Raw genomic sequence first — 26,245 nt, forward strand, 5'->3', positions numbered from 1 at the left:
TTCTACATATCTACTATTTTTTCTTGAAAACGCGAGTTACTTCCCTATAACCATTATAGTGGGAAGCAATGAACTCCTGTCTCTCAATCTATAAAATTAATTAAAGCATAATGTTACCGCTTACAAAATATAATGACATCAATACAAGCGTTTCTATATCACGTTGTTTGGAATTCATTCTATTTTAGGGGGAGTATTGATGAATATTTTATTATGCTGTGCTGCAGGGATGTCTACTAGTCTATTAGTAACCAAAATGGAAGAGTATGCTACCAAACAAGGAATAGAGGGGAAAATTTTGGCTGTAAGTGCTGATGAGGTAGGAAGTCATATTGAGGAAGCAGATGTTTTACTATTAGGTCCACAAGTTCGTTATATGTTAAACCAGTTAACGCCTGTTGCAAAAGAAAACAATATTCCAATTGATGTCATTCCATCCGTTGATTATGGAATGATGAACGGAGCAAACGTCGTCAAATATGCCTTAAAGTTAAAGGAAAAATAAGGGGGAGTCGACATGAATCGGTTTACGAAATTTTTAGAAGAAAAGTTCATGCCTGTTGCAGGGAGAATTGCTGGCCAACGACATTTGCAATCACTAAGAGATGGTATCATCCTTACCATGCCTTTAGTTATTATTGGTTCTTTCTTTTTAATTTTGATGTTCATTCCAATTCCTGGGTATGAAGGGTTTATGGCTAATATATTTGGCGACGCGTGGAAGGACAAATTAGGCTACCCGGTTTCTGCGACTTTTGACATTATGGCACTTGTTGCTTCAATTGGTGTTGCTTACAACTTAGCTTTGAAATATAAATTGGACGGGTTAACAGCAGGTGCTATCTCCTTAGCAGCTTTTCTACTCGCCACTCCTTATACAACCATGTTTACACCAGAGGGATCTGACACTGCATATGAAGTGGGCGGTGTAATCCCCGCAGCGCTTATGGGGAGTCAAGGGCTATTCGTAGCATTACTTATTGGGATACTGTCCACGGAAGTTTATCGCTGGGTCGTTAGCAAAAATTTGACCATTAAGATGCCAGCAGGAGTTCCGCCATCAGTGGCCAAATCGTTTGTAGCACTTGTTCCAGGGTTTGCTGTAATTGCTATTGTATGGATTGTTCGTTTAATTATTGAGGCAACACCATTTGAAAGCATTCATAACATTGTTGGTGATTTACTTTATACCCCGCTCAGTGCAGTAGGCGGAAGTTTAACGGGTTCTTTGGTGGCGGTTACACTAATTATCCTCTTATGGGTTGCAGGCCTTCACGGAGCATCCATTGTTGGTGGCGTGATGGATCCGATTTGGTTATCAAAAATGGATGAAAACCGTATCGCTTTCCAGGAGGGGATGGCTGCAGCCGATTTACCGAACATCTTTACTAAACAATTCTTTGATATTTTCGTCTTTATGGGTGGATCTGGTGCGACTTTTGCGCTCGTTATTGCGATTTTGTTCTGGGCGAAAAGTAAACAGATGAAGCAGCTTGGCAGGTTATCCGTAGGTCCTGGAGTTTTTAATATAAATGAACCGATTATTTTCGGTATGCCAATTGTGTTAAATCCATTGTTAATCATTCCGTTTTTGCTAACACCACTTGTTATTGTTCTTACAACCTATATTGCGATGTCAACTGGCCTCGTTCCAAAACCAATTGGTATTGCAGTGCCATGGACGACTCCACCGGTTATAGGAGGGTATTTAGCAACGGGAAGTCTAGCGGGTTCGATTCTGCAACTGGTTAATATTTTCATCGGGTTACTCATCTATCTACCATTTTTCAAGATTTGGGACACGATGAAAGTAAAAGAAGAAAAAGCGGCAGAGGAAACGAACTAGGAGGATTTATATGAATACGGAAGAAATAAGCTTTCATATTATTTTACATGGTGGAAATGCAAAAAGTTGTGCAATGGAAGCAATACGCTTTGCCAAGGATGTGGATTTCATATCCGCATCTGAAAAAATAAAGGAAGCCAGAACGGAACTGGGAAAAGCGCACCGATTCCAGACGGATTTAATCCAAAGAGAAGCGAAGGGTGAGTTTAAACAGGTTAGTGTGTTGCTTGTCCATGCCCAAGATCATTTTATGAATGCTATGACGATTACCGATCTGGCAAGTGAAATCATGGAAGTTCACCGAAGACTCGCGGAGAAATAGAAGGAGGAATTTTGTTGAGTAAAGGAGTAAAAATTGTCACCATTGGTGGAGGTTCCAGTTATACCCCGGAGTTAGTTGAAGGATTTATTAATCGATATGAGGAGTTTCCTGTTTCCGAGCTATGGCTTGTGGATGTTGAGGCTGGAAGAGAGAAATTAGATATTGTTGGGAATCTGGCGAAGCGTATGGTGAAAAAGGCGGGACTTCCGATGGCTATTCATCTTACGCTTGATCGTAAAGAAGCGTTAAAAGGTGCGGACTTTGTAACGACCCAATTCCGTGTAGGACTCTTGGATGCGCGTGCTAAGGATGAAAGAATCCCGGCAAAACATGGCGTCATCGGCCAAGAAACAAACGGACCTGGCGGGTTATTTAAAGGGCTGCGAACAATCCCTGTCATTTTGGATATTATTCAAGACATGGAGGAGCATTGTCCAGATGCCTGGCTGATTAATTTTACCAATCCTGCAGGCATGGTGACAGAGGCCGTGTTCCGCCATACAAATTTTAGAAGGATTGTTGGGTTGTGTAATGTCCCAATTGGGATGGAAATGGGAATTTCGAAACTATTAGAAGTGGACCATTTAAGAATTCGTATCGATTTTGCAGGGTTAAATCATATGGTTTATGGGTTAGAAGTCTATCTGGATGGCGTCAGTGTTAAGAATAAGGTAATCGAAATGCTATCTAATCCAGAACATAGTAGTTTTGTTAAAAATATTGATGGTCAAGGCTGGGAAGTAGAGTTTATCCGTGGGTTAGACGCTCTAATGTGTCCGTATCACATGTATTATTATAAAACAGATGAAATGCTAAAAAAGTCGATAGAAAGCTACGAAAAAGGTGAAACGAGAGCAAAAGTTGTAATGAAGCTTGAAGAAGAATTATTCGAGCTTTACAAAGACCCTGATTTAGCTATCAAACCACCACAATTAGCAGAACGGGGTGGGGCTTATTATAGTGATGCTGCAGTTCGGCTTATTACTTCTATCTATAATGATAAGCGCGATATTCAGCCTGTGAACACGATGAATAATGGTGCGATTGCCAGTGTTCCGAGTGACTCTGCAGTTGAAGTAAGCTGTGTGATCACAAAAGAAGGACCTATCCCGATTGCAGTTGGAGATATCCCTGTAGCAGCCCGGGGTCTTGTGCAGCAAATCAAATCATTTGAAATCATCTCGACTGATGCGGCTGTAACAGGCGATTATGATAAGGCAATGCTTGCGATGACCATTAATCCCCTTGTACCATCCGATGTTGTGGCGAAAAAGATATTAGATGAAATGCTAGAAGTTCATAAAGAGTTTTTGCCTCGGTTTTTTGATTGAGTTTGAGGAAGTGAAAAACTCGCTTTTTTAGGAGGAAGTCAAATGATAAAGCTAATCGTAAATGCAGACGATTTCGGGTATTCCAATGCGGTGAATTATGGTATTCTCGATGCGTTTAAATACGGTGTCGTTCGTTCCACTACCATGATGATGAATATGCCTGGTACAGAACATGCTGTAAAATTAGCAAAGGAAAATCCTTCACTTGGTGTTGGCATCCATCTGGTCTTAACGTGTGGCAAGCCCTTACTTCATGATGTAGATAGTCTAACTGATGAAGAGGGGAATTTTTTTAGAAATCCGGATCTATTTTTCTCTAACCATATTAGCATGTCAGATGTGGAGAGAGAATGGAGAACCCAAATTGAACTTTTCCTAAGCTGTGGTCTTACTCCTACTCACTTAGATAGTCACCATCACATGCACGCACGGAGATTACTCCACCCAGTTATCGAAAAACTTGCCATAGAGTATGACTTGCCTGTAAGGAAATACGTTGGTATGAAGATAAGCCCTTTTACAGATGAACTAAATGTAGATTTTTATGGGAAGAATATCTCTCACAGTGTCCTAGATGACGCTGTTTCAATCATAGAAGATGAAAAGAGCTTGGAAATAATGGTCCATCCTGGTTACTTGGATTCTGTGATCATGAATGGCTCTTCCTATAATGTAGAACGTGTAAAGGAAGTGGATGTATTGACCTCTTGGGACATGCCAGAGCATGTTCTTCTAGTGAAAGAAGATAGTTAATAGTGAAACTTCATTTGGTAGGGGTTTCCCTACCTCTCCCACTTAGAACGCTTGATTGCTTCTCACATTCTTGAAGTGGGGGTTTTATGCCAGTTGAGGCGGGATAAATGGTCCTTCGTTATTTACAAAGCTAAGGGAAGGAAAGGAACAGAAGATGATTGTTAGTACCAGTTTCTCCGTCAAAGAAGCAGCTTAAACAAGTAAAGCACTTGGAGATCATCCAAGTGCTTTACTTGTTTTTAAACTACTTACCCTACCATTCACTTATATTACCTTAACCCGATTTATATCCAGGAATTTTGAAATAACAAAGGCTGACGCTCCCAAAGCGTTTGAATATTTTCCAAGGGAGGAGACAGTTAAGTTCACAGCGTTACCATGAAAAGCGGAAAGTCTGTCGTCTAGTACACTCTTTATCGGATTCATTATCCAATTTTCAAAGCGGGCCATTCGGTTTCCAATGATAAGCATATCGGGGTTAAATGTGTTGATTATGTTGACTAAACCAACCCCATTATATTCTCCAATGGTGTGCAACAGCCTCAAAACGTCTTTATTTCCTTTTTTGGCCTCTGACTCTATATGATCCAATGTGATGGAAGGAGTATCCTTAAAGTATTCTAATTTTTTTGCTTCCGTTAACAAAGCACTTTCCGAGGCATACAGTTCCCAACATCCACGGTTACCGCAACTGCATTTTCTCCCATTTACTTCAATTGTAAGATGCCCCATTTCTCCTGATATACCTGTTGCACCTTTATAAAGTTGGCCGTTAATAATAATCCCAGTACCGATTCCAATCCCGACACTTACATAGATAAGATTCATAGCATTTTTTCCAGCACCGTAAAGATGTTCTCCTAGTGCTCCTGTATTCGCCTCGTTATCTATTAAGGTAGGAATATTAAATTCGTCTTCTAGAATTTGCTTCAGATTAACTTGATTTAAATCTAAATATGGAGTGAAGAGAATAAGACCATCTGGATCAACAATTCCAGGGGCGCCAATACCTATTCCCACAACACCATAGGGACTATCAGGTGATTTCTCATTTAGCGAACGGATAAGGGAGCGTAAAGCCTGCATAATTTCCTCAGCACTTTGACCTGAAAGAGGGGTGGATTCTTCTTCTACTATTTCACCACTCAAATCTGTCAATACCGCTAAAATATAATTCACCCCAAGATCAATACCAATAGCATAACCAGCATGGGTATTAAAATAAAGCATGACTGGTTTTCTTCCACCACTAGACTGCCCCTGCCCCAGTTCGTTAACAAGCTTATCCTCAATTAGTTCACTGACCATGGTAGAAACCGTGGTTTTATTTAATCCTGTATCTTTAGATATTTGCGCCCTGGAAATAGGGCCCTTTTTTTCAATTTCATTTAAAACGATTGATTTATTAATCTGCTTCACTAATGTTAGGTCCCCAGTTTTCATTTTATATAAAATTCCCCTCATTGTTTATTGCTTAAATATAGTGTAACCATTTTATCACAAATATAATGTAGTCAGGTAAACGGATTAATTAATAGTTATGACGAAAGATAATGTTGACATCGCTTACATATAAATTTATACTTTGTTTAATGAATAAACTAAATGGATGGGAGGAGTGGTCAAAACGCCGATATGGATAACGGGCATGACATCATGATAATTCATATAAAAACAAGGGAAAATCACTCGCATACCAAAAGTAAGGAATTTTTTATACTAAACTTATAGAGGTGAAACAATGACGACTTATTTTAAAGATATTAATCATATTAAGTTCGAGGGAGCTACTTCAACAAACCCATATGCATTTAAATTCTACAACCCGGAAGAAAAACTAGGTGGAAAAACGATGGAGGAAGTCCTCCGATTTGGTGTGGCATATTGGCATACATTTACGATGGATGGTTCCGATCCATTTGGGGCGGGCACAATGCAACGACCATGGGATAAGTACACAGGAATGGACCTAGCAAAAGCCCGCTTAGAGGCAGCTTTTGAGCTATTTGAAAAATTGAATGTCCCGTTTTTCTGTTTTCACGATGTGGATATTGCCCCAGAAGGAAGTAGTCTTCGAGAAACGAATAAAAATCTCGATACCATTGTGGGCTTAATGAAAGATTATATGAAAGATAGTAAAACAAAGCTCTTATGGAATACGGCAAACAATTTTACCCACCCTCGATTTATTCATGGTGCTGCTTCATCAAATAGTGCAGATATTTTTGCTTATTCGGCTTCCAAGGTGAAAAAAGGACTGGAGATTGGGAAAGAGCTCGGTGCAGAGAATTATGTTTTCTGGGGTGGTAGAGAAGGTTATGAAACGCTCCTTAATACAGATATGAAATTGGAAATGGATAATTTAGGCCGATTCTTCCAGATGGCCATTGATTATGCCAAGGAGATTGGCTTTGATGCCCAATTTCTAATTGAACCGAAACCAAAAGAACCAACGACCCACCAATATGACTTTGATGTGGCGACAGGTTATGCGTTCCTGCAAAATTATGGTCTACAGGATGACTTTAAATTCAACATAGAAGCAAACCATGCTAGGCTTGCTGGCCACACTTTTGAACATGAACTTCACTATGCAAGAATACACAATATGCTTGGTTCAGTTGACGCAAACCAAGGTGATCCACTAATTGGCTGGGATACAGATGAGTTCCCGACAGACTTGTATTCTACTACACTGGCAATGTATGAAATTCTGAAAAACGGCGGGCTTGGACGTGGTGGCTTAAATTTTGATGCCAAAGTTCGCAGAGGATCCTTTGAAGCAGAGGACCTTTTCCATGCACACATTGCAGGGATGGATGCTTTTGCTGTCGGCCTGCGCGTTGCACAAAAGTTGCTTGATGATAACGTGCTTGAAGGAGTAGTTGAGGAACGCTACCAAAGCTATACGAATGGAATTGGGTTAGAGATTGTCCAAGGAAAAACAGATTTTCATAAATTAGAAAAACATGCATTAGAGATGAATGAAGTGACGCATTCTTCTGGTCGCCTGGAAAGAATCAAGGCAACAATCAACCAATATTTACTGCGAGCCTACGCCGGAGAATAGGTTTGCTTTGAAAGAAGAGGTGCGAAATGAAATATGTAATTGGAATTGATTTAGGAACAAGTGCCGTAAAAATTCTACTTGTTGACCAAAACGGTAACGTAACACAGGAGATTACGAAGCAGTTTGCTTTAATTCAGGAAAAGCCTGGATATAGTGAACAACATCCAGAGGATTGGGTGGAACAAACAATTGCAGGGCTTGCTGAATTGCTTGAAAAGTTCCCTGGAAATAAGGATGCGATTGAAGGGATCAGTTTTTCCGGGCAAATGCATGGACTTGTATTACTGGATGAACAGCAGAAAGTATTGCGTCCTGCCATCCTTTGGAATGATACGAGAACCACTTCGCAATGTGAGGAAATTTACCGGCTGGTTGGGGAAGAGCGGTTATTGGACATTACGAAGAATCCAGCACTAGAAGGATTTACGCTTCCAAAGTTGCTATGGGTTAAGCAGCACGAACCAGAAATTTACGCACAGGTGAAGACTTTTGTTTTGCCAAAGGACTATGTACGATACAGGTTGACCGGCGCCTTGCATATGGACTATTCCGATGCTGCGGGTACTTTGTTGCTGGATATCGCCAACAAAGAGTGGAGTTCGGAGCTATGTGATGTGCTGGGCATTGAAGCTAGTCTCTGCCCGCCATTAGTAGATTCCCATGAAGAGGTGGGCAGTGTAACAGAGGAAGTTTCCGAGAAAACTGGACTATCGTCAGCAACCCGTGTGTTTGCGGGAGGTGCTGACAATGCATGTGGCGCGATAGGCGCAGGTATTTTATCGGAAGGAAAAACGCTTTGTAGTATTGGGACATCAGGGGTCGTCCTCTCCTATGAGCCTCAAGCGGATAAAGAATTTGGTGGGAAAGTACATTACTTTAACCATGGTTCTCCTGACGCTTATTATACAATGGGCGTCACATTGGCAGCAGGACACAGCTTAAGCTGGTTTAAGGATGTTTTTGCGGAGGATGTATCCTTTGAGGAGCTGTTAGCTGAGATTGCCACCGTTCCCGTTGGATCGAATGGACTACTGTTCACACCATATATTTCAGGCGAACGTTCACCACATGCGGATGCCATAATTCGAGGAAGTTTTATCGGGATGGATAGCAGACATAAAAGGAAGGACTTTGTCCGAGCTGTGATGGAGGGAATTACGTTCTCTTTAAATGAATCTTTAGAGTTGTTTCGTGAGAGTGGAAAAATAGTCGATACCGTCATTTCAAGCGGTGGGGGCAGTAAAAATGAAGCATGGTTGCAAATGCAGGCCGATATTTTCCAGGCAACGATTGTAAAGCTGTCCAATGAACAGGGACCAGGAATGGGAGCGGCAATGCTCGCTGCATATGGTTGTGGCTGGTTTGCTTCCCTGCAGGAATGTGCAGATCGCTTCTTGGAAAGAGACAAAGTTTATAAACCAAACACTGAAAATGTTGCAAAATATAAAGAATTGTTTGCTATTTATCAGGATGTGTATGGACAGACGAAGAAGTTAAATGATAGGTTAAATGTATACCGCATGTAAAATAGGCAAGCATCAGCTAATTAAGCGGCTGGTGTTTTCTTTTTTACTTTTGAAAGGAGCATGGTTCATGAAAAAAATACTCTTTATCGGCGACAGTATTACAGAGTGGGGAAAGCCGGAAGACCCAGAAGACTTAGGGATTGGATATGTTCGTCTGGTTCATGACTATTTACGGGTTACCTATCCTGCGGCGGAATTTAATGTCGTGAATAAAGGCATTGGTGGCAACCGTGTCACAGATTTAGCGAACAGATGGGAAAAAGATGTGCTAGAGGAGAAGCCGGATCTGGTTTCAATTTCTATTGGTGTAAATGATGTTTGGCGACAACTGGATCAGCCAGACATGGACCAGGTAACTCCAGAACAATTTGCGCAAGTTTATGAAAAGCTTTTACAGCAGCTGAGTGGCATGGAAGTTGTGTTAATGGAGCCGACGATTATTGAGGAGGACGTAGAAGCAGTGGGGAACCAGAAGCTTTCTGCGTATGTAGAGATAGTACGTGAGCTTGGAGAAAAGTATCAGGCGAAAATAGTACCAACTCATAAAGCATTTTTAACATATTTAAAGACTGAAAATGGCGTTGGGTTGACGACTGATGGAGTACATATGAATTCAAAGGGTAATATGCTCATGGCAAAGACGTGGCTTGATGTCGCGGGAGATAGCTGTGTGAAGATTCTTAGCGCTGAGTAAGAGGTAGATGTTAATAACCAGAAGGAGAAGATTATAATGGATAATAATTTTAGTATTTTACATGAAGCCCCGACTCCGCAAGAATATATTGATCTACGATTAGAGGGTGGCATTAGTGGAAAGTCCACGGAAGCTGCAACCATCGGTTTGAAAAACTCCTTGTTTGCAGTGAGCCTCTATGATCAGGAAACACTCATTGCAATGGGACGAATCATCGGCGATGGAGGAGCATTTTTTCAAGTAGTGGATATTGTAGTAAAGCCAAGTTATCAAGGAAAAGGACTAGGGAAAACGGTTATGCGAGAACTTATGGATTACTTGGATAGCAATACTTATTCCGGTTCCTATGTAAGTCTGATAGCGGACGATCCAGCGAATAAACTTTATGAGCAATTTGGATTTCGTTATACATACCCAGCGTCACATGGGATGTTTCGCAAATATTAGTGTTTGATATAAATAGGAATGCCAAGGCATCTGCATAGCAGGTGCCTTTTTTGGATGGATAAACTATCAATCTCATTATTTTGGGAACAATTGACTGAGTTAAGGTTAAAAAGAAGCACTGCATCGGCAAAAACAAGGGAGTATCAGCAAATAAAGGGAGAGCGTCGTTCGAAAAGGAAGAAACATCGGCCAAGAAAGAGAAAGCTTCGTCCGAGAGAGAAGGGACATCGGCCAAGAAAGAGAAAGCTTCGTCCGAGAGAGAAGGGACATCGGCCAAGAAAGAGAGAGCATCGGCCGAGAAGGAAGAACAATCGGCCAAGAATAGGAGTACATCGTCCGAGAGGGGAGAAACATCGGCTAAGAATACGAGGACATCGCCAGAGAGCCCCATGCCACACCAGATCCACACCCCTTCTCCCTAACACAAAAACTAAAAAAACTTCTTAAAATTTTCAAATTAATATTGATTGTACGTACGAATTGTATTATTATAGATCACATAAGTTAAATATACGTACAAGTTAAGTAGATGAGAGGTGAGTAGAATGCTAGAAGATTTAAAAGAACAAGTATTGGAAGCAAACTTACAACTCCCTAAGCATAATTTAGTCACTTTTACGTGGGGTAATGTAAGCGGTGTCAACAGAGAACAAGAACTTATTGTTATTAAACCAAGTGGTGTGGATTATGAAAATATGAAAGTGGATGACATGGTGGTCGTAGACTTTGATGGCAACGTAGTGGAAGGAAATTTAAACCCATCATCAGACACACCGACCCATATTGTGCTTTATAAAAATTTCCCAGATATAGGTGGAGTTGTTCATACACACGCGCCATGGGCTACGAGTTGGGCACAAGCAGGTAGAAGTATTCCGCCACTTGGCACCACTCATGCTGATTACTTTTATGGAAGTGTTCCATGCACGAGGGAAATGACGGATAGAGAAATAAATGGGGCGTATGAGTTGGAAACAGGAAATGTGATTGTGGAAACGTTCAAGGAACAAGATATCAATCCGAATGCCATTCCTGGCGTACTTGTACATAGTCATGCACCTTTTACTTGGGGAAAAGACCCAGCAGAAGCAGTGCATAACGCAGTAGTGCTAGAAGAAGTTGCCAAAATGGGGTGGAAAACATTCCAATTGAAACCAGGTACAGAAGACATGAATCAAGCGCTTCTTGATAAGCATTATTTAAGAAAACATGGGGCTGAAGCTTATTACGGCCAAGGAAAAAATGAGGTGAGAAGGTCATGACAAAATTTGCAATTGGAGTAGATTATGGCACTGAATCAGGTAGAGCTGTATTAGTTCGTGTTGCTGATGGGCAGGAGATAGCCGATCATGTAACCCCATATAAACACGGTGTCATTGATGAGAAATTACCGGAATCGAATGTGCTACTCGGGAACGAATGGGCTTTGCAGCACCCTGAGGATTATCTTGATGTGTTGACACAATCTATTCCTGCAGTGTTGAAAGAATCTAAGGTTAATCCAGAAGATGTCATCGGGCTTGGAATCGATTTTACTGCATGCACGATGCTTCCACTGGACCATGAAGGAGAACCACTTAGCCTTGATCCGTTGCTTAAAGAGAATCCACATAGCTGGGTAAAGCTTTGGAAACATCACGCAGCACAAGAGGAAGCGACGAGAATTAATCAAATCGCAGAACAAAGAGGAGAAGCATTTCTCGCGAGGTATGGTGGGAAGATTTCTTCGGAGTGGATGATTGCAAAAATCTGGCAAATTCTTAATGAGGCACCCGACATTTATGAGGAAACAGACCGTTTTTCTGAAGCAACGGACTGGGTCGTTTCCAAATTGACCGGTCGTTTTGTACGTAATAGTTGTACTGCCGGCTATAAATCAATTTGGCATAAACAGGACGGTTACCCGGACAAGGAATTTTTTGCTGCACTAGATCCTCGTCTGGAAAATCTAGAAGAAACGAAGCTACGGGGAGACATTGTACCACTTGGCACGAGAGCTGGTGGACTGACAGAAGAGATGGCAGCCCGAACAGGGCTTTTACCTGGAACATCGGTGGCTGTTGGGAATGTCGATGCCCATGTATCTGTACCAGCAATGGGTGTGGCTGAACCAGGTAAACTTGTGATGACGATGGGGACATCAATTTGTTCCATGATTCTTGGCGAGGAAGAGAAGGAAATTGAAGGCATGTGTGGTGTTGTGGAGGATGGCATCATTCCTGGATTTTACGGATATGAGGCTGGCCAATCAGCTGTAGGTGATATTTTTGCCTGGTTTGTAGAGCAGGCTGTTCCAGAAACTGTGAAAAAAGAAGCAGAGGAAGCAGGCGAGAACATCCACCAATTTTTAGAGAAGAAGGCAACCAAATATAAGCCTGGTGAAACAGGGCTACTTGCACTTGACTGGTGGAATGGAAATCGTTCAGTGCTTGTCGATACAGAACTCAGTGGCGTAATACTTGGAATGACCTTGCAGACAAAGCCAGAGGAGATGTATCGCGCCTTACTTGAAGCAACAGCATTTGGAACGAGAAAAATTGTAGACGCTTTCCACCATAATGGAGTAGAAGTGGAGGAGCTCTATGTCTGTGGCGGACTACCGCAAAAAAATAAGCTCTTGTTGCAAATTTATGCTGATGTAACCAATCGTGTTATCAGAATTGCTGACTCTGTACAAACCCCTGCACTAGGTGCAGCCATGTTCGGGGCACTTGCTGCAGGATCAGAAAATGGTGGATTCGACCATATTTTAGATGCAACCAAACAGATGGGAAGGGTAAAGGATAAGGTGGTCAAACCTATTCCAGAACATGTGGCGATCTATGAGAAGCTCTTTCAGGAATATAACCGACTCCATGACTATTTCGGTAGAGGCGAAAACGATGTAATGAAGCGGCTACGCGGTATTCGAGATGGACTGAATAAAATAGATGGTCTTCATCCATCAATACCAGTTTCATAGAGATACCAAAAATTTAGGGGGACACGAAATGCTAACACAAAAGAAATATCAATTCTGGTTTGTAACTGGAAGCCAACACTTATATGGCGAAGAGGCACTTCTCGAAGTGGAAGAGCATGCTAAAGCAATAGTAAAAGGATTAAACGAAAAAGAAGGTTTGAATTATGAGATTCAATTTAAGCAAACATTAACCAATGCCAACGACATCCAAGCACTTATGTTAGAGGCCAACAACGATGAAAATTGTGCTGGTATTATGTCATGGATGCACACCTTTTCCCCAGCGAAAATGTGGATTGCAGGTCTTAAGGCTCTACAAAAGCCTTTGTTGCATTTGCATACTCAATACAACAGGGAGATTCCATGGAACGAAATTGATATGGACTTTATGAATATCAACCAGTCAGCGCATGGAGACCGAGAGTACGGATTCATTGGGACGCGCATGAATATTGCCAGAAAAGTTGTGGTGGGTCATTGGGAAAACGCGGATGTAGAACAGAAAATTGGCGACTGGATGCATACTGCGGTTGCGGTGACAGAAGGGACATCTATTCGGGTAGCCAGATTTGGTGACAACATGCGTAATGTAGCGGTTACCGATGGAGATAAAATAGAGGCGCAAATAAAGTTTGGTTGGACCGTAGATTATTACGGAATTGGAGATCTGGTGGAAGAAATAAAGGCACTATCAGAAGAGGCAGTTGACACCCTATACCAAGAGTACGAATCGCTTTACACACTACCACCAGAAGCTGTTGAGTCCGGTTCAGTGCGTGAATCAATACGCGAGCAAGCTCGAATTGAGCTGGGGTTAAAGGCATTTCTTTCCAAGCATAATTACAACGCCTTCACAACAAACTTTGAAGACTTACATGGCATGGAGCAACTTCCAGGACTAGCAGCACAACGATTGATGGCTGAAGGTTACGGGTTTGCTGGAGAAGGAGATTGGCGGACAGCCGGGCTTCTGCGTCTGATGAAGATTATGGCAGACAACAAAGGAACGTCCTTTATGGAAGATTATACGTACCATTTAGAAAAAGGGAATGAACTAGTGCTAGGCTCCCACATGTTAGAAATTTGTCCAACGATCGCGGCAGATAAGCCAGCTATTGTCGTCAATCCATTGTCGATTGGAAATAAAGCTGATCCAGCAAGACTTGTTTTTGATGGGAGAGAAGGTAAGGCACTTGTCGCGTCTCTAGTAGAAATGGGGGGAAGATATCGCCTTATCGTCAATGAAGTTAATGCAGAAACGGTAAAAGAAGAAACCCCGAATCTTCCGGTGGCAAAGGTATTATGGAAACCAGAGCCGTCATTAAGTGAAGCAACAGAGGCCTGGATTTATGCTGGAGGAGCTCACCATACCGTATTTTCTTATGAAGTATCTGTAGAACAATTGATGGATTTTGCGGACATGACAGAGATAGAATGCATCGTTATTGATAGCACCTCGACTGTTCGCAGTATTAGACAGCAATTGCGATATGGAGAGGCGGTTTGGCGGTAAGTTTTCGCTTAAGAGAGGCATAGGAAATAGCAGGCTTATATGGTATCCTTAACTTATACGAATAAGTTGAGGTGGTTGCATGGAAACTAAGTACAGCATGGTAAAGCGAGCAATTCAATCCGATGTTCTGGACGGTACGTATATACCGCATCAAAAAATCAGCTCGGAAAGTGAATTGATGAAGCAATTTGGAGTCAGTAGACATACCGTTAGGCTGGCGATCGGCGATTTAGTAGCAAAAGGTTGGCTATATCGTGAGCAGGGGGCTGGTACGTTCGTTGCTGACAGAAAAGAAGAGCAGGATACCATACAAGTAGATCGAAAAAACATTGCGATAATTACAACCTATATTTCGGATTATATTTTCCCTTCTATTATTAGAGGAGCGGAATCTACCTTAAGCCAGGAAGGCTATCAAGTAAGTATCTTCAGTACAAATAACGATCATGAAAAAGAACGTGAAATACTGGAAAAGATTCTGAGTCAGCCTTTTGATGGGGTGATTGTGGAGCCGACAAAAAGCGCTTTTTCCAACCCAAACATCAATTATTATCTTAATTTGGAGCGTCTTTCCATTCCGTATATCATGATTAATGCTTATTATGATGAACTGGAGCCTACAAGTATCGTGATGGATGACGAAAAAGGTGGCTTCCTACAGACAAAGCATCTTATTGAATTAGGACATACAGAAATCGCAGGCGTTTTTAAAACAGATGATACACAGGGTACAAAGCGGATGAAGGGATTCTTAAAGGCCCATCGTAGTCACGGAATACCACTCAATCCAAAGAATATTATTACTTATCATACCGAAGAAAAGCATACAAAGCCCATCAAAGAGTTAGAGAAAATGCTGTTTTTTGGGGACACGCGGGGTATTACGGGTCTCGTTGCTTATAACGATGAGCTGGTGATCAACGTGTTGAATCTTCTGCGTAATAAAGACATGCAAGTTCCAAATGATCTATCGATTGTTGGGTACGATGATTCCTTCTATACAGAAGTATCAGAGGTGAAGCTTACCTCTATTGCGCATCCTAAAAGCGAGATGGGGCAAGCTGCAGCTAAGACAATACTTGATCTTATTAAAAGGAAAAATAGTAATAAAGTAAGCGCCCCAGAGCAGGTTGAATCCATTGTGTATCAGCCTGAACTGATATTGCGAAGTTCAACAAAAGAGTTAAAAACAATCGAAATCACTTCTTAAGATGAGGCCCGGTAAGGTGGCCTCCTTTAAACCGGGAGGGAGTATCATTGATAGTTAAGCAAGTGAATCCTGTCTCCGTGCATACGACAGTGGGCGCCAAGCCTGTTCTACCGTCCAAGGTAGCTGTTGAACTTGAAGATGGGAATACAGTAGAAATGCCTGTGGAATGGACAGGTGGAGAAAACATAGATTACCAGAATGATGGAAAGTATGAAATCGATGGAAATTTATACTACAAGCAATACCCTAGACCGTTAATTGAACAGCGTGCAGACCCGTATATTTATTTGCATGAGGATGGGTATTATTATTTCACAGGATCCTACCCTCTCTATGACCGGATTGTGCTTCGTAGAGCAAAAACAATAGAAGATTTATCACAAGCTGAAGAGGTTACCGTTTGGGTGAAACGCCAAGAAGGGATCCTTTCTGAACATATCTGGGCGCCAGAGATTCATTTCATTGACGGTAAATGGTATATCCATTTTGCTGCTGGCGATAAAGATGACGTCTGGGCGATTAGACCGTATGTCTTGGAAACGAGCTCTGCTAACCCGCTAGAAGGGGACTGGCTGGAAAAAGGACAAATCAATACGGCTTTTCAAAGCTTCTCTCTTGATGCAACGACTTTTGAACATAAAGGTTCGAGATATCTCGTATGGGCCCAAAAAGTCGAGGAGGATACGATCTCCAATATGTACATTGCCAAAATGAAAAACCCGTGGACACTTGATGGGGAGCAAGTTCTCTTATCAACTCCCGAGTTCAAGTGGGAGCAACAGGGGTTTTATGTGAATGAAGGGCCATCCCTATTAAAACGTAATGGAAAACTATTTATCTCGTATTCTGCAAGTGCAACAGATGACCGTTATGTAATGGGACTACTTACCGCTGATGAGAATAGCGATCTATTAGATCCGAATTCGTGGAAAAAGGAACCAACGCCAGTTTTTGTTTCAAATGAGCAGCACCAACAGTATGGACCAGGACATAACTGCTTTACAGTCGATGAAGAGGGGAATGACCTGCTTGTTTATCATGCAAGACCGTACAAGAAGATCACTGGAAATCCATTATACGACCATAATCGTCATGCAAGGATACAGCCTTTGCTTTGGAGAACAAATGGAACACCATACTTTGGGTCACCTGGAGAGATGCTAGAGGGCGAGACAACTGTTAAATGTAGCGTAGAAGTAGAGTAGTTCGTTTTTAACTCTCGAAGAGACCCATTTTTGTATTTCCGTACGTATAAGTTAATTTGGAATATTCTTATAAGTTATTGACTAGTTATAGTAGTAGTGATACTATTTTATCAACATAGACCAAAGTGATGTGTTTGAAGTAAACAACACCTATCTTCAAACATGTACGTACAAGATTCGAAATGAAGGCGTTATCAAGAACTCATAGTCCAAAAAGGCAATAGGGGGTGGAGGCGTTAACTCATTACTCATTATTGAATTTCAAATAAGGATCAGATGCTAATTGTGTAAGCGCTTTATAATAGTGGAGGGGGAAAAGAAATGAAAAAGTTCTTATTATTGGTAGTTCTCATGTTTATCCCTGCAATACTTGCAGCATGCGGAGGAGATAGCGATGAGGCAAGTGGTGAAGCAGAAGAAACTGAGATCATTGGAGAAGATATCGAAGGTGCGACAGAGTTAACATACTGGACCTTTGTAGGGCAGCACGTTGACTTGTTCCGAGACTCGGCTGAAAGATGGAATGAAGAAAATCCAGACAGACCAATTAAACTGGTTGCTGAGACGTATCCTTATGATCAGATGCACAATAACTTATTATTAGCCTTACAATCAGGCAAAGGGGCACCAGACATATCCGATATTGAGCTTGGCCGTTATGCAAACTACCTGCAAGGGGAGCCGCAATTAGAGCCAATGAATGAATATGTAGAGCCAGTTTTAGATGAATCCGTCTCCTCAAGGTTTGAGCTTTATGCAAAGGATGGGAATTACTACGGAATCCCAACACATGTAGGGGCCACAGTCATGTACTATAATACAGAGATTATGGATCAAGCAGGCGTTGATATTGATGCAATTAAAACATGGGACGACTATGTGGAAGCAGGAAAGCAGGTTGTCGAGAATACAGATTCTGTGATGTGGAACGTAGGAACAACAGACTTTTTAATGGATTTTTGGCCAATGGTTTCTCAACGGAAATCTGACTTTTTTGACGGGAATGGCGATGTAACGCTTGATAATGAAACAAATGTTGAGACACTTCAGTTCTTACATGATGTCATATATGAAGAAGAGATCGCAGAACTTACACCAGGTGCTATGAACCAATCGGAAGAATTTTATGGCTATATGAATGATGGTGGAGCAGCATCTATCTTAGCGCCAATCTGGTATATGGGAAGATTCATTGATAGCATGCCAGATTTGGAAGGGAAGATTGCGATACGTCCAATGCCCGCATGGGAAGAAGGAGGCAATCGCTCTGCCGGAATGGGTGGAACAGGTACAGTTGTAACAAACCAATCGGAAGCAACAGATCTTGCAAAAGAATTTCTTGCTTATACAAAGCTATCAGAGGAAGGAAACATAAACCTTTGGACTGTTCTTGGTTTTGACCCTCCACGCTGGGAAGTTTGGGAAAGTGAAGAAGTAAGAGAAGACAATAAATATTATCAATATTTTGGGGAAGGTATTTTTGACACACTATTAGATGTTAAAGACGAAATACATGAACTGAATATAACGGAAAATACTCCTGATGTGGCTACAGAATACAATACAAATGTAGCGGAAAATGTACTCAGACAACAGGCCCAGTCACCAGAAGAAGCTTTAAAAGAGGCTGCAGACAAGATTCGAGATATGCAGTAGAAGATGCGAACAAGAGTGGGGAGACGCAAGGAGAATCTCCTTGCTTTTGTTCTTTTATTTAGTCTAGCAAATTTTTTAAAATGATTGAAAAGTAAAATAAGTTTATATATAATCAACTTATACGTACCAATTATGCTGTAGTATAGTTACACACATATGAATGAATGTAGAGAGGGACATAGGTTACATCTTACTTAAATATGGGAGGAATTGCGTTGTCTAATGAACTGAAGGCGAAAATGGTATTAGATAAGAGCTATAGTATTTCCGAAATAGATAACCGAATATATGGATCTTTTATTGAACATCTGGGCAGAGCAGTCTATGGAGGGATATATGAACCCGATCATCCTGAAGCGGATGACCAAGGCTTTCGGAAGGATGTTATAGATCTCGTGAAAGAATTAAATGTCCCAATTGTCCGGTATCCAGGTGGAAATATGGTATCTGCTTATAATTGGGAGGATGGAGTGGGGCCGAAAAGTCAGCGGCCGAAAAGGCTTGAATTAGCTTGGCGGACAATCGAAACCAATCAAATAGGGACAAATGAATTTATGGATTGGGCTAAAAAAGTGAATACAGATGTCATGATGGCTGTCAATTTAGGAACTAGGGGAATTGATGCTGCAAGAAACTTAATAGAATATACGAACCATCCTGGTGGAACTTACTGGAGCGATCTGAGAAAAGAACATGGATACGAGGACCCGCACAATATCAAAACATGGTGTCTAGGGAATGAGATGGATGGCCCATGGCAGGTTGGACAAAAGACGGCCTATGAATACGGAAGAATTGCGAAGGAAACCGGAAAAGCTATGAAACTCGTAGACCCATCCATCGAATTGGTTGCTTGTGGGAGTTCAAATACGGGAATGCCAACCTTCCCAGAATATGAAGCGACAACGCTAGATATAGCATATGAGGAAATAGATTTTATTTCCTTGCATCAATATTATGGAAATAGATCGGACGATACCGCCAACTATTTAGCTAAAACAATGGACATGGATCACTTTATTAAAACAGTTACGTCCACCTGTGATTATATTAAGGCAAAACATCGAAGTAAAAAAACGATCAACTTAAGCTTTGATGAATGGAACGTTTGGTATCATTCCAATGATGCGGATAAACAAATTGATGCCTGGCAAATTGCTCCCCCTCAGTTAGAAGATGTCTATAACTTTGAAGATGCGTTGCTTGTTGGCAGTATGTTAATCACATTTCTCAATCATGCAGATCGTGTCAAAATGGCTTGTATGGCACAGTTAGTCAATGTCATTGCGCCCATTATGACGGAAAATAATGGACGATCATGGAAGCAAACAATTTATTATCCATATATGTACACATCCTTATATGGACGTGGGACAGCACTGAAACCAATCCTTTCTTCACCAAAATATGACTCAAAAGACTTCACGGATGTTAATTATATTGACTGTGCAGCTGTTTATCAAAAAGAAGCGGAAGAAGTTGTTCTCTTTCTAGTAAATAAAAATTTGCAGGAAAGTATTTCAGTTACGACGGATGTAAGGTCCTTTGAAGGATATCAAGTATTGGAACATGTGGTTTTAGAGAATGAGGACCTAAAGGCAACAAATAAACCAGGTAGTGAAAAGGTCACGCCACACAAAGGTGGTTCTTCCAAAATAAACGATGGTGTATTGGAAACAAGATTATCGAAGGCATCCTGGAATATGATCCGTTTAAAAAATGTAAACGCTTAAAAATCAAGGTTTAAGGAGGGGAAACGATGGAACCGGCATCAAGCAATGTACAGTTACAAGTAGAAAACGAGGTGCGGCATCCAAATGAAAGTGGACCGCAACCTAAAGGGAAGAACAAAGGACCGAATAAACTTTTAAAGTTCCTAAATTCAAAGAAAGTAGTACCATATGTTTTTGTCTCACCATTTATTATTACGTTTCTTGTGCTTACCTTATATCCAGCTATACAAGGGATCATCATGAGCTTCCAAAGTGTACTACCGGGACAGGTAACCTTTATCGGGTTGGAAAATTACTCTAGGATTACAAATGGCACGTTTCTTAAAGCATTAACCAATACGACCATTTATGTGGTCTTAACGGTTATTATATTGACTATCATTCCCATGTTATTGGCAGTATTTTTAGATTCCAAGTTTGTTAAGATGAAGACTTTTTTTCGGGCATCTTTCTTTATACCAGCCCTTACGTCAACCATAGTTGGTGGTATGATCTTTCGTTTGATGTTTGGAGAACAAGATACAGCAATCGCAAATCAAATTTTAGGATTTTTGGGAATGGAATCTGTTAACTGGCGATTTACTGCATGGTCAGGGATGTTTTTAATGGTACTTCTAGCTTCCTGGAGGTGGATAGGAGTTAACATGTTGTACTTTCTGGCAGCATTGCAAAATATTCCAACAGAATTATATGAGGCTTCGGAAATTGATGGAGCATCCAAGTTAAAGCAATTTTGGTATGTTACCCTGCCACAATTAAAACCAATCATTATATTCGTAACGACGATCACGATAATTAACGGCTTTAGAATGTTTGAGGAAAGCTTTGTATTTTGGGAAGCAGGTTCGCCCGGAAATATTGGTTTAACAGTTGTAGGCTATATTTATCAACAAGGTATTCAGCAAAATAATATTGGTTTCGGAGCAGCTGTAGGTGTCGTATTAATGCTCATCATTTTTGTCGTTAGTATTATTAACCTCATCTTAACTGGTGCTTTCAAAAAGGGGGATGAGTAGATTGAGTAGAAAGCGTTTTCCTTTACTAAAATGGGCTATTAATATTGGTTTATTCATTACTGCGTTGATTGCGCTGTTTCCTATTATAAGTCTTGTCATTTCATCTTTTATGCCTTCTTCTGAATTGATGAGAAATGGTATTTCTTTAAGTGTAAGTTTTGACCAGCTACAACTAGATAACTATCTTTATATTTTTACGCAAGCCTCTGAGTATTGGGCCTGGTACGGAAATAGTTTAATAATCTCAGCCATTACGATCGTCCTTTCCTTATTCTTTTCGTCCATGGTAGGTTATGCGTTAGCATTGTACGATTTTAAAGGAAAAAACCTTTTCTTTATCCTCGTGCTATTTATCTTAATGGTACCGTTTGAAATATTAATGCTTCCATTATTCCGTATGATGATAAGTACACAATTAATCGATACATACTTTGCTGTCATCTTACCATTGGTGGTAGCTCCAGTAGCCGTGTTTTTCTTTAGACAATATGCGCTTGGACTACCTAAGGAATTAATGGATGCCGCAAGAATAGACGGCTCTACGGAGTATGGGATATTCTTTCGGATTATGTTACCGCTAATGGGGCCATCGTTGGCAGCAATGGCAATCTTGCAAGGTCTTGCAAGCTGGAATAACTTCCTGTGGCCATTGCTCGTGCTCCGGTCTAACGATATGTTCACATTACCAATAGGTCTCGCTACATTGCTGACACCTTATGGAAACAATTACGATGTGTTAATCGCTGGTTCAGTTATGACCATAATTCCAATTATTATTTTGTTTATCTTTTTCCAACGCTATTTTGTGTCAGGTCTTACTGTAGGTGGCGTTAAAGGATAGTTAGGTAGTTAAAGAGGGGGTTGCACAAGGTGAATGTGAATGGAATGGTAACAACTTTAGAAAAAATGATGAGTTGGATTGTTAGATTGGCGTATGTAAACATGTTGTGGTTGCTGTTCTCTTTAAGGGGCTTCTTAGTGGCTGGTGTCTTTCCAGCTACTATTGCAGCACTTGGGGTGTCCAGAAAATGGGTCTCTGGTGAACAGGATATAAAGATATGGAAAACCTTTAAAGAGGGGTATACGAGTGAATTTAAAGCAGCCAATGCTTTAGGGTGGATATTAACAGCGATTGGCTCCTTGCTTTACGTCAATTACCGCGTGTTACAGGGATTACAAGAAACGGTTTCATTCATTGTTCCCTTTGCCTTTTACTTTATCATCATCGTGTATCTTCTAGTGATTATTTGGAGCTTCCCGCTCTTAACACATTACCAGACGAATATTTTACAGCATTTAAAAAATGCATTCATTATTGGCTTTTCAAAGGTGCATATATCGATTGGCATCGGGATACTTGGTTTTATTAGTATTTATCTTTCTCTTGAATACCCTGCGCTCATTCCGTTTTTTCTATTTAGCGTAATCGCAATCATGTGGATGTGGGCCGCAATGTATGTCTTCACAGCGCTAGATAAAAAGACAATTAAGGTAGGAAACGAAGCATAGACTGTAACCATAAATGGAGGAGTTTTAATGAACAACATTATTATTAATACAGATGTAGGGGAAGGAACAATTAACAAAAATATTTACGGCCACTTTGCTGAGCACTTGGGTCGTTGTATATATGAAGGAATTTGGGTTGGAGAAGATTCTAGTATCTCGAATACGAAGGGGATCCGGAATGACGTCCTGCAAGCGTTGAAGAATATTGATGTTCCTGTCCTGCGCTGGCCTGGTGGCTGTTTTGCAGACGAATACCATTGGAAGGATGGAGTCGGCCCTGCTGAGAATCGCAAGCGGATGGTGAATACCCATTGGGGCGGAGTAGTGGAGAATAATCATTTTGGTACACATGAATTCATGCTGCTATGTGAACTGCTAGGGACCGAACCCTACATTTGTGGGAACGTAGGCAGTGGCTCTGTCCAGGAAATGTCTGAATGGGTAGAATACATGACATTCGATGGGGAATCTCCAATGGCAAACTGGCGTCAGGAAAACGGTCAGAAGGAGCCGTGGAAGCTGAAATACTTTGGTGTGGGCAATGAAAACTGGGGATGCGGTGGTAATATGCGCCCAGAATACTATGCTGATTTGTATCGTCAGTATCAAACATACTGCCGTAACTACGGGGAGAATACCTTGTACAAAATTGCTGGAGGTGCCAATGTAGATGATTTTAATTGGACGGAGGTCCTGATGCGTGAGGCTGCTCCGTTAATGGATGGATTGAGCCTGCACTATTATGTTCATCCAGGCGGGTTTGATAATAAAGGCTCTGCTGTTGACTTCACGGAGGATGAATGGGACATCACGATGAAAAAAGCACTGTTTATAGAAGAGCTCATCATGAAGCATGGCACCATTATGGACAAATATGATCCAGAAAAGCGTATTGGCATGATCATTGATGAATGGGGAACATGGTTTGATGTAGAAAAGGGGACAAACCCAGGTTTCCTATATCAGCAGAATACTATTCGTGATGCCGTTGTAGCAGGGGTGTCTCTCAATATCTTTAACAACCACAGCGATCGAGTTCAGATGGCGAATATTGCACAGACCGTCAATGTTCTGCAAGCGATGATTTTAACAGAAGGAGACAAAATGATTCTGACGCCGACATACCATGTGTTTGAAATGTACAAAGTACATCAGGATGCTGAGAAGCTAAGCCTTGACCTAACGTCTGAAAATGTCGGAAACAATGAGTTCCCCCAAGTTAGTGCTTCTGCATCTAAAGCAAAGGATGGTTCGATTAACATTAGCCTTTGTAACATGGATAAAGCAACCGAGACTAACGTCACGTTAGAACTGCGGGGATTAAACACTGCTAACATAACAGGACGTATATTAACTGCAGATGAAATGAATGCACGAAATACTTTTGAAGCACCTGAGGAAGTACAACCAACTAAATTCACTGGGTTTACGTCTCAAGAAAACAAACTGGCTATTACATTGCCAAAAATGTCTGTAGTAACGTTAACTGTAAAATAATGTTCTTGAGAGTCGGTAGGTCAATGTCTGCTGGCTCTTTGCTTTAATCACTTTAAGACAGGAGGAATACATATGGAGATGGAAAATGAATGGCATCAACTTGCAAAGGAATTAAAAGTGGATAAGCAAATGTTGCCGGTAATCGATATATCCGCTGGAAGTGTAAAGCATCTCGCTCCCTTTTTACAGGAGAAGAAATTAAGTAGAGCGGTTATCATTGCGGATCGAAACACGTTGCAGGTAGCAGGCGAAGAAGTACAACGATTACTGGAACTAGAAGGTATAGAGACCACTGTTATACGACTTGTGGAAAATGAGCTGGACCAAGTAAACGCCGATGAAGCGACATTGATGCAAGTGATGGTGGAAACACCAGAAAACGTTGATGTACTCCTGGCAGTGGGAGCGGGAACAATCCATGATATTACAAGGTTTTGTGGTTACAAAATGGGGATTCCCTTTATATCGTTACCGACAGCTGCATCTGTCGATGGCTTCACATCGAAGGGAGCGCCATTAATATTAAGAGGTGTGAAACAAACGATTCAAACAGCATCGCCTATCGCTGTTTTTGCTGATAGTACCATCATAAGGAACGCACCGAGAGAGCTAACGGCGGCGGGCTTTGGAGATATGCTCGGGAAGTATACTTCCCTTTTGGATTGGAAAATTTCTTATTTGGTTGGAGAAGAGCCATATGTTCAAACAGCTGCATCGTTAACGGAGAACGCGTTGCAAGCTTGTGTAAACCATGTTGAAGATATTGCTTCATCGGACGGAACTGGCGTAGAAATACTCATGCAGGCACTCATTGAGTCAGGTCTTGTCATGCTGTTAATTAATTCATCTAGGTCTGCTTCAGGGGGAGAGCATCATCTTTCTCACTTTTGGGAAATGGATCTTTTGAGAAAAAAACATCGCCAAATTCTACACGGAGCAAAAGTTGGTGTTGCAACCATTATTATCACAAAGTTATATAAGCAGTTTGCGAACCAATTTAATCCTGATAATGTAGCGAAAGAGAATCTATATTTGCAAAGACTTTCTGATCGTTGGCCTGAACTAAAGACTGCAATAGAGCAACTTCCAGATCCTGATCAGCTAAGGGCGTTGCTCGAAAAGGCGGGTGGCCCGAGTTCACCGGAAGATCTAGGAATCGGACATGCACTTGTGGAAGAAAGTCTGAATGAGGCCTATCACTTACGCGATCGATGTACAGGGCTACGATTAATCAATAAGCTAAAGCAAACAAGAATTACGTATCAACCAGAAGATGTGGAGAGTAGTTACAGTGGCTTGTAAGGGCTGTGGGCGTTCCATTGCCGTACTCTCAAGTGATTTACAGGATCTATTAGAAGAACAGCTTGCCATCGAGACAGACATCGTGGTAGATGAGATTTATGAGAAACGTCTTGCTGTATGTGCCGCTTGCCCCTTCCTTATAAATGAAACAACGTGTGGGCTCTGCGGCTGTTTTGTACAATTTAGGGCAAGGCTTGCGTATAAGCAGTGCCCCGATCCAGAAGAAACTAGATGGTATTAAAAGTATAATTTCTCTAAATTTTATTAGATTTACTAAAAGTCTCAGTCGTTCTTTATTCAAATATGGCATCACTCTGTATGTAAACATATAGGTTCTAATTATAAATTAATTTAATTAACGTATTGACAATGGGTTAAAGGATTGTTTTACCACATTGGGTTTCCATAGAGGTATCTGTTGAACTGCTAAACGATTTTGAAAAAACGTTGAAAGCAATACTTCAACTGTTAACTTATACGAATGAGTTTAGGTAGCTTCGTGAAAATCAAATACAAGATTGGGAAAGAAACAACTCTATAAAACGTAGGGGTCGCTTTACGTAAAGGTTGAGAGACACAAATATTGTAAAATTATTTTGAAAATTGGGTTGAAAAAGAAAAACTCATCGACTATAATAATACGTACGTACGAG

The 26,245-nt window shown here is 41.1% G+C and carries 23 protein-coding genes; 22 read left to right on the forward strand and 1 reads right to left on the reverse strand.

The window, feature by feature from the left end; all coding sequences use genetic code 11:
• The first annotated feature begins 199 nt into the window (after positions 1–199).
• The 5 genes from AC6CHS_RS08530 to chbG are packed head-to-tail and all read left to right on the forward strand — an operon-like array spanning position 200 to position 4,252.
• Positions 200–505: a PTS sugar transporter subunit IIB gene (locus AC6CHS_RS08530; protein ID WP_498235596.1), complete on the forward strand. Its 306-nt coding sequence runs from the start codon at positions 200–202 to the stop codon at positions 503–505.
• A 12-nt stretch (positions 506–517) separates the two neighbouring features.
• A complete protein-coding gene (gene celB / locus AC6CHS_RS08535) occupies positions 518–1,846 on the forward strand; it encodes a PTS cellobiose transporter subunit IIC (RefSeq protein WP_498235597.1) in 1,329 nt (442 codons plus the stop codon).
• A 10-nt stretch (positions 1,847–1,856) separates the two neighbouring features.
• Positions 1,857–2,168 (forward strand): PTS lactose/cellobiose transporter subunit IIA, encoded by a 312-nt coding sequence (locus AC6CHS_RS08540; RefSeq protein WP_498235598.1) that lies wholly within the window; start codon positions 1,857–1,859, stop codon positions 2,166–2,168.
• Positions 2,169–2,182: 14 nt separating this feature from the next.
• Positions 2,183–3,499, forward strand: coding sequence for a 6-phospho-beta-glucosidase (locus AC6CHS_RS08545; RefSeq protein WP_498235599.1), 1,317 nt, complete (start codon positions 2,183–2,185; stop codon positions 3,497–3,499).
• Positions 3,500–3,541: 42 nt separating this feature from the next.
• Complete coding sequence (gene chbG, locus AC6CHS_RS08550) at positions 3,542–4,252, forward strand: chitin disaccharide deacetylase (RefSeq protein ID WP_498235600.1); 711 nt, start codon at positions 3,542–3,544, stop codon at positions 4,250–4,252.
• Between the two features lie 264 nt (positions 4,253–4,516).
• On the opposite strand, the gene AC6CHS_RS08555 is transcribed toward chbG, so the two are convergent.
• Positions 4,517–5,695 carry an ROK family protein gene (locus AC6CHS_RS08555; RefSeq protein WP_498235601.1) on the reverse strand — a complete coding sequence of 393 codons (1,179 nt, stop codon included), beginning with the start codon at positions 5,693–5,695 and terminating at the stop codon, positions 4,517–4,519.
• A 298-nt stretch (positions 5,696–5,993) separates the two neighbouring features.
• Between AC6CHS_RS08555 and xylA the strand changes: the two genes are divergently transcribed.
• The 17 genes from xylA to AC6CHS_RS08640 all read left to right on the forward strand — a co-directional run bounded on the left by xylA (position 5,994) and on the right by AC6CHS_RS08640 (position 25,833).
• Positions 5,994–7,322, forward strand: a complete 1,329-nt coding sequence (xylA, locus tag AC6CHS_RS08560) for a xylose isomerase (RefSeq protein ID WP_498235602.1) — start codon at positions 5,994–5,996, stop codon at positions 7,320–7,322.
• A gap of 26 nt (positions 7,323–7,348) precedes the next feature.
• A complete protein-coding gene (xylB, locus tag AC6CHS_RS08565) occupies positions 7,349–8,848 on the forward strand; it encodes a xylulokinase (protein WP_498235603.1) in 1,500 nt (499 codons plus the stop codon).
• Between the two features lie 67 nt (positions 8,849–8,915).
• The gene (locus tag AC6CHS_RS08570) at positions 8,916–9,542 is read left to right on the forward strand and encodes an SGNH/GDSL hydrolase family protein (RefSeq protein WP_498235604.1); all 627 of its coding nucleotides are present in this window, start codon (positions 8,916–8,918) and stop codon (positions 9,540–9,542) included.
• A 36-nt stretch (positions 9,543–9,578) separates the two neighbouring features.
• Positions 9,579–9,989 carry a GNAT family N-acetyltransferase gene (locus AC6CHS_RS08575; RefSeq protein WP_498235605.1) on the forward strand — a complete coding sequence of 137 codons (411 nt, stop codon included), beginning with the start codon at positions 9,579–9,581 and terminating at the stop codon, positions 9,987–9,989.
• A gap of 545 nt (positions 9,990–10,534) precedes the next feature.
• A complete protein-coding gene (gene araD, locus AC6CHS_RS08580) occupies positions 10,535–11,251 on the forward strand; it encodes an L-ribulose-5-phosphate 4-epimerase (RefSeq protein ID WP_498235606.1) in 717 nt (238 codons plus the stop codon).
• Positions 11,248–12,951, forward strand: a complete 1,704-nt coding sequence (locus AC6CHS_RS08585) for a ribulokinase (protein WP_498235607.1) — start codon at positions 11,248–11,250, stop codon at positions 12,949–12,951. The genes araD and AC6CHS_RS08585 overlap by 4 nt, the downstream gene beginning before the upstream one ends.
• A 28-nt stretch (positions 12,952–12,979) precedes the next feature.
• Positions 12,980–14,464: an L-arabinose isomerase gene (gene araA / locus AC6CHS_RS08590; RefSeq protein ID WP_498235608.1), complete on the forward strand. Its 1,485-nt coding sequence runs from the start codon at positions 12,980–12,982 to the stop codon at positions 14,462–14,464.
• A 79-nt stretch (positions 14,465–14,543) separates the two neighbouring features.
• On the forward strand, positions 14,544–15,674 hold the full coding sequence (locus tag AC6CHS_RS08595; protein WP_498235609.1) for a GntR family transcriptional regulator: 1,131 nt from the start codon (positions 14,544–14,546) through the stop codon (positions 15,672–15,674).
• Between the two features lie 47 nt (positions 15,675–15,721).
• Positions 15,722–16,879, forward strand: a complete 1,158-nt coding sequence (locus tag AC6CHS_RS08600; RefSeq protein WP_498235610.1) for a family 43 glycosylhydrolase — start codon at positions 15,722–15,724, stop codon at positions 16,877–16,879.
• A gap of 321 nt (positions 16,880–17,200) precedes the next feature.
• Positions 17,201–18,535, forward strand: coding sequence for an ABC transporter substrate-binding protein (locus AC6CHS_RS08605; RefSeq protein ID WP_498235611.1), 1,335 nt, complete (start codon positions 17,201–17,203; stop codon positions 18,533–18,535).
• Between the two features lie 239 nt (positions 18,536–18,774).
• A complete protein-coding gene (arfA, locus tag AC6CHS_RS08610) occupies positions 18,775–20,268 on the forward strand; it encodes an arabinosylfuranosidase ArfA (protein WP_498235692.1) in 1,494 nt (497 codons plus the stop codon).
• Between the two features lie 26 nt (positions 20,269–20,294).
• Positions 20,295–21,284, forward strand: a complete 990-nt coding sequence (locus AC6CHS_RS08615; RefSeq protein ID WP_498235612.1) for a carbohydrate ABC transporter permease — start codon at positions 20,295–20,297, stop codon at positions 21,282–21,284.
• The gene (locus tag AC6CHS_RS08620) at positions 21,277–22,125 is read left to right on the forward strand and encodes a carbohydrate ABC transporter permease (RefSeq protein WP_498235613.1); all 849 of its coding nucleotides are present in this window, start codon (positions 21,277–21,279) and stop codon (positions 22,123–22,125) included. Before AC6CHS_RS08615 ends, AC6CHS_RS08620 begins: the two co-directional genes overlap by 8 nt.
• Before the next feature lie 29 nt (positions 22,126–22,154).
• Positions 22,155–22,793 carry a YesL family protein gene (locus tag AC6CHS_RS08625; protein WP_498235614.1) on the forward strand — a complete coding sequence of 213 codons (639 nt, stop codon included), beginning with the start codon at positions 22,155–22,157 and terminating at the stop codon, positions 22,791–22,793.
• 27 nt (positions 22,794–22,820) lie between these two features.
• Entirely contained in the window at positions 22,821–24,290 is a 1,470-nt protein-coding gene (locus AC6CHS_RS08630; RefSeq protein WP_498235615.1) for an alpha-N-arabinofuranosidase, read from the forward strand.
• 72 nt (positions 24,291–24,362) lie between these two features.
• The gene (locus AC6CHS_RS08635) at positions 24,363–25,592 is read left to right on the forward strand and encodes a sn-glycerol-1-phosphate dehydrogenase (RefSeq protein ID WP_498235616.1); all 1,230 of its coding nucleotides are present in this window, start codon (positions 24,363–24,365) and stop codon (positions 25,590–25,592) included.
• Complete coding sequence (locus AC6CHS_RS08640; RefSeq protein ID WP_498235617.1) at positions 25,582–25,833, forward strand: DUF6171 family protein; 252 nt, start codon at positions 25,582–25,584, stop codon at positions 25,831–25,833. The genes AC6CHS_RS08635 and AC6CHS_RS08640 overlap by 11 nt, the downstream gene beginning before the upstream one ends.
• Positions 25,834–26,245 lie beyond the last annotated feature (412 nt).

The sequence above is a fragment of the Oceanobacillus sp. GQ8 genome, from assembly GCF_059758495.1.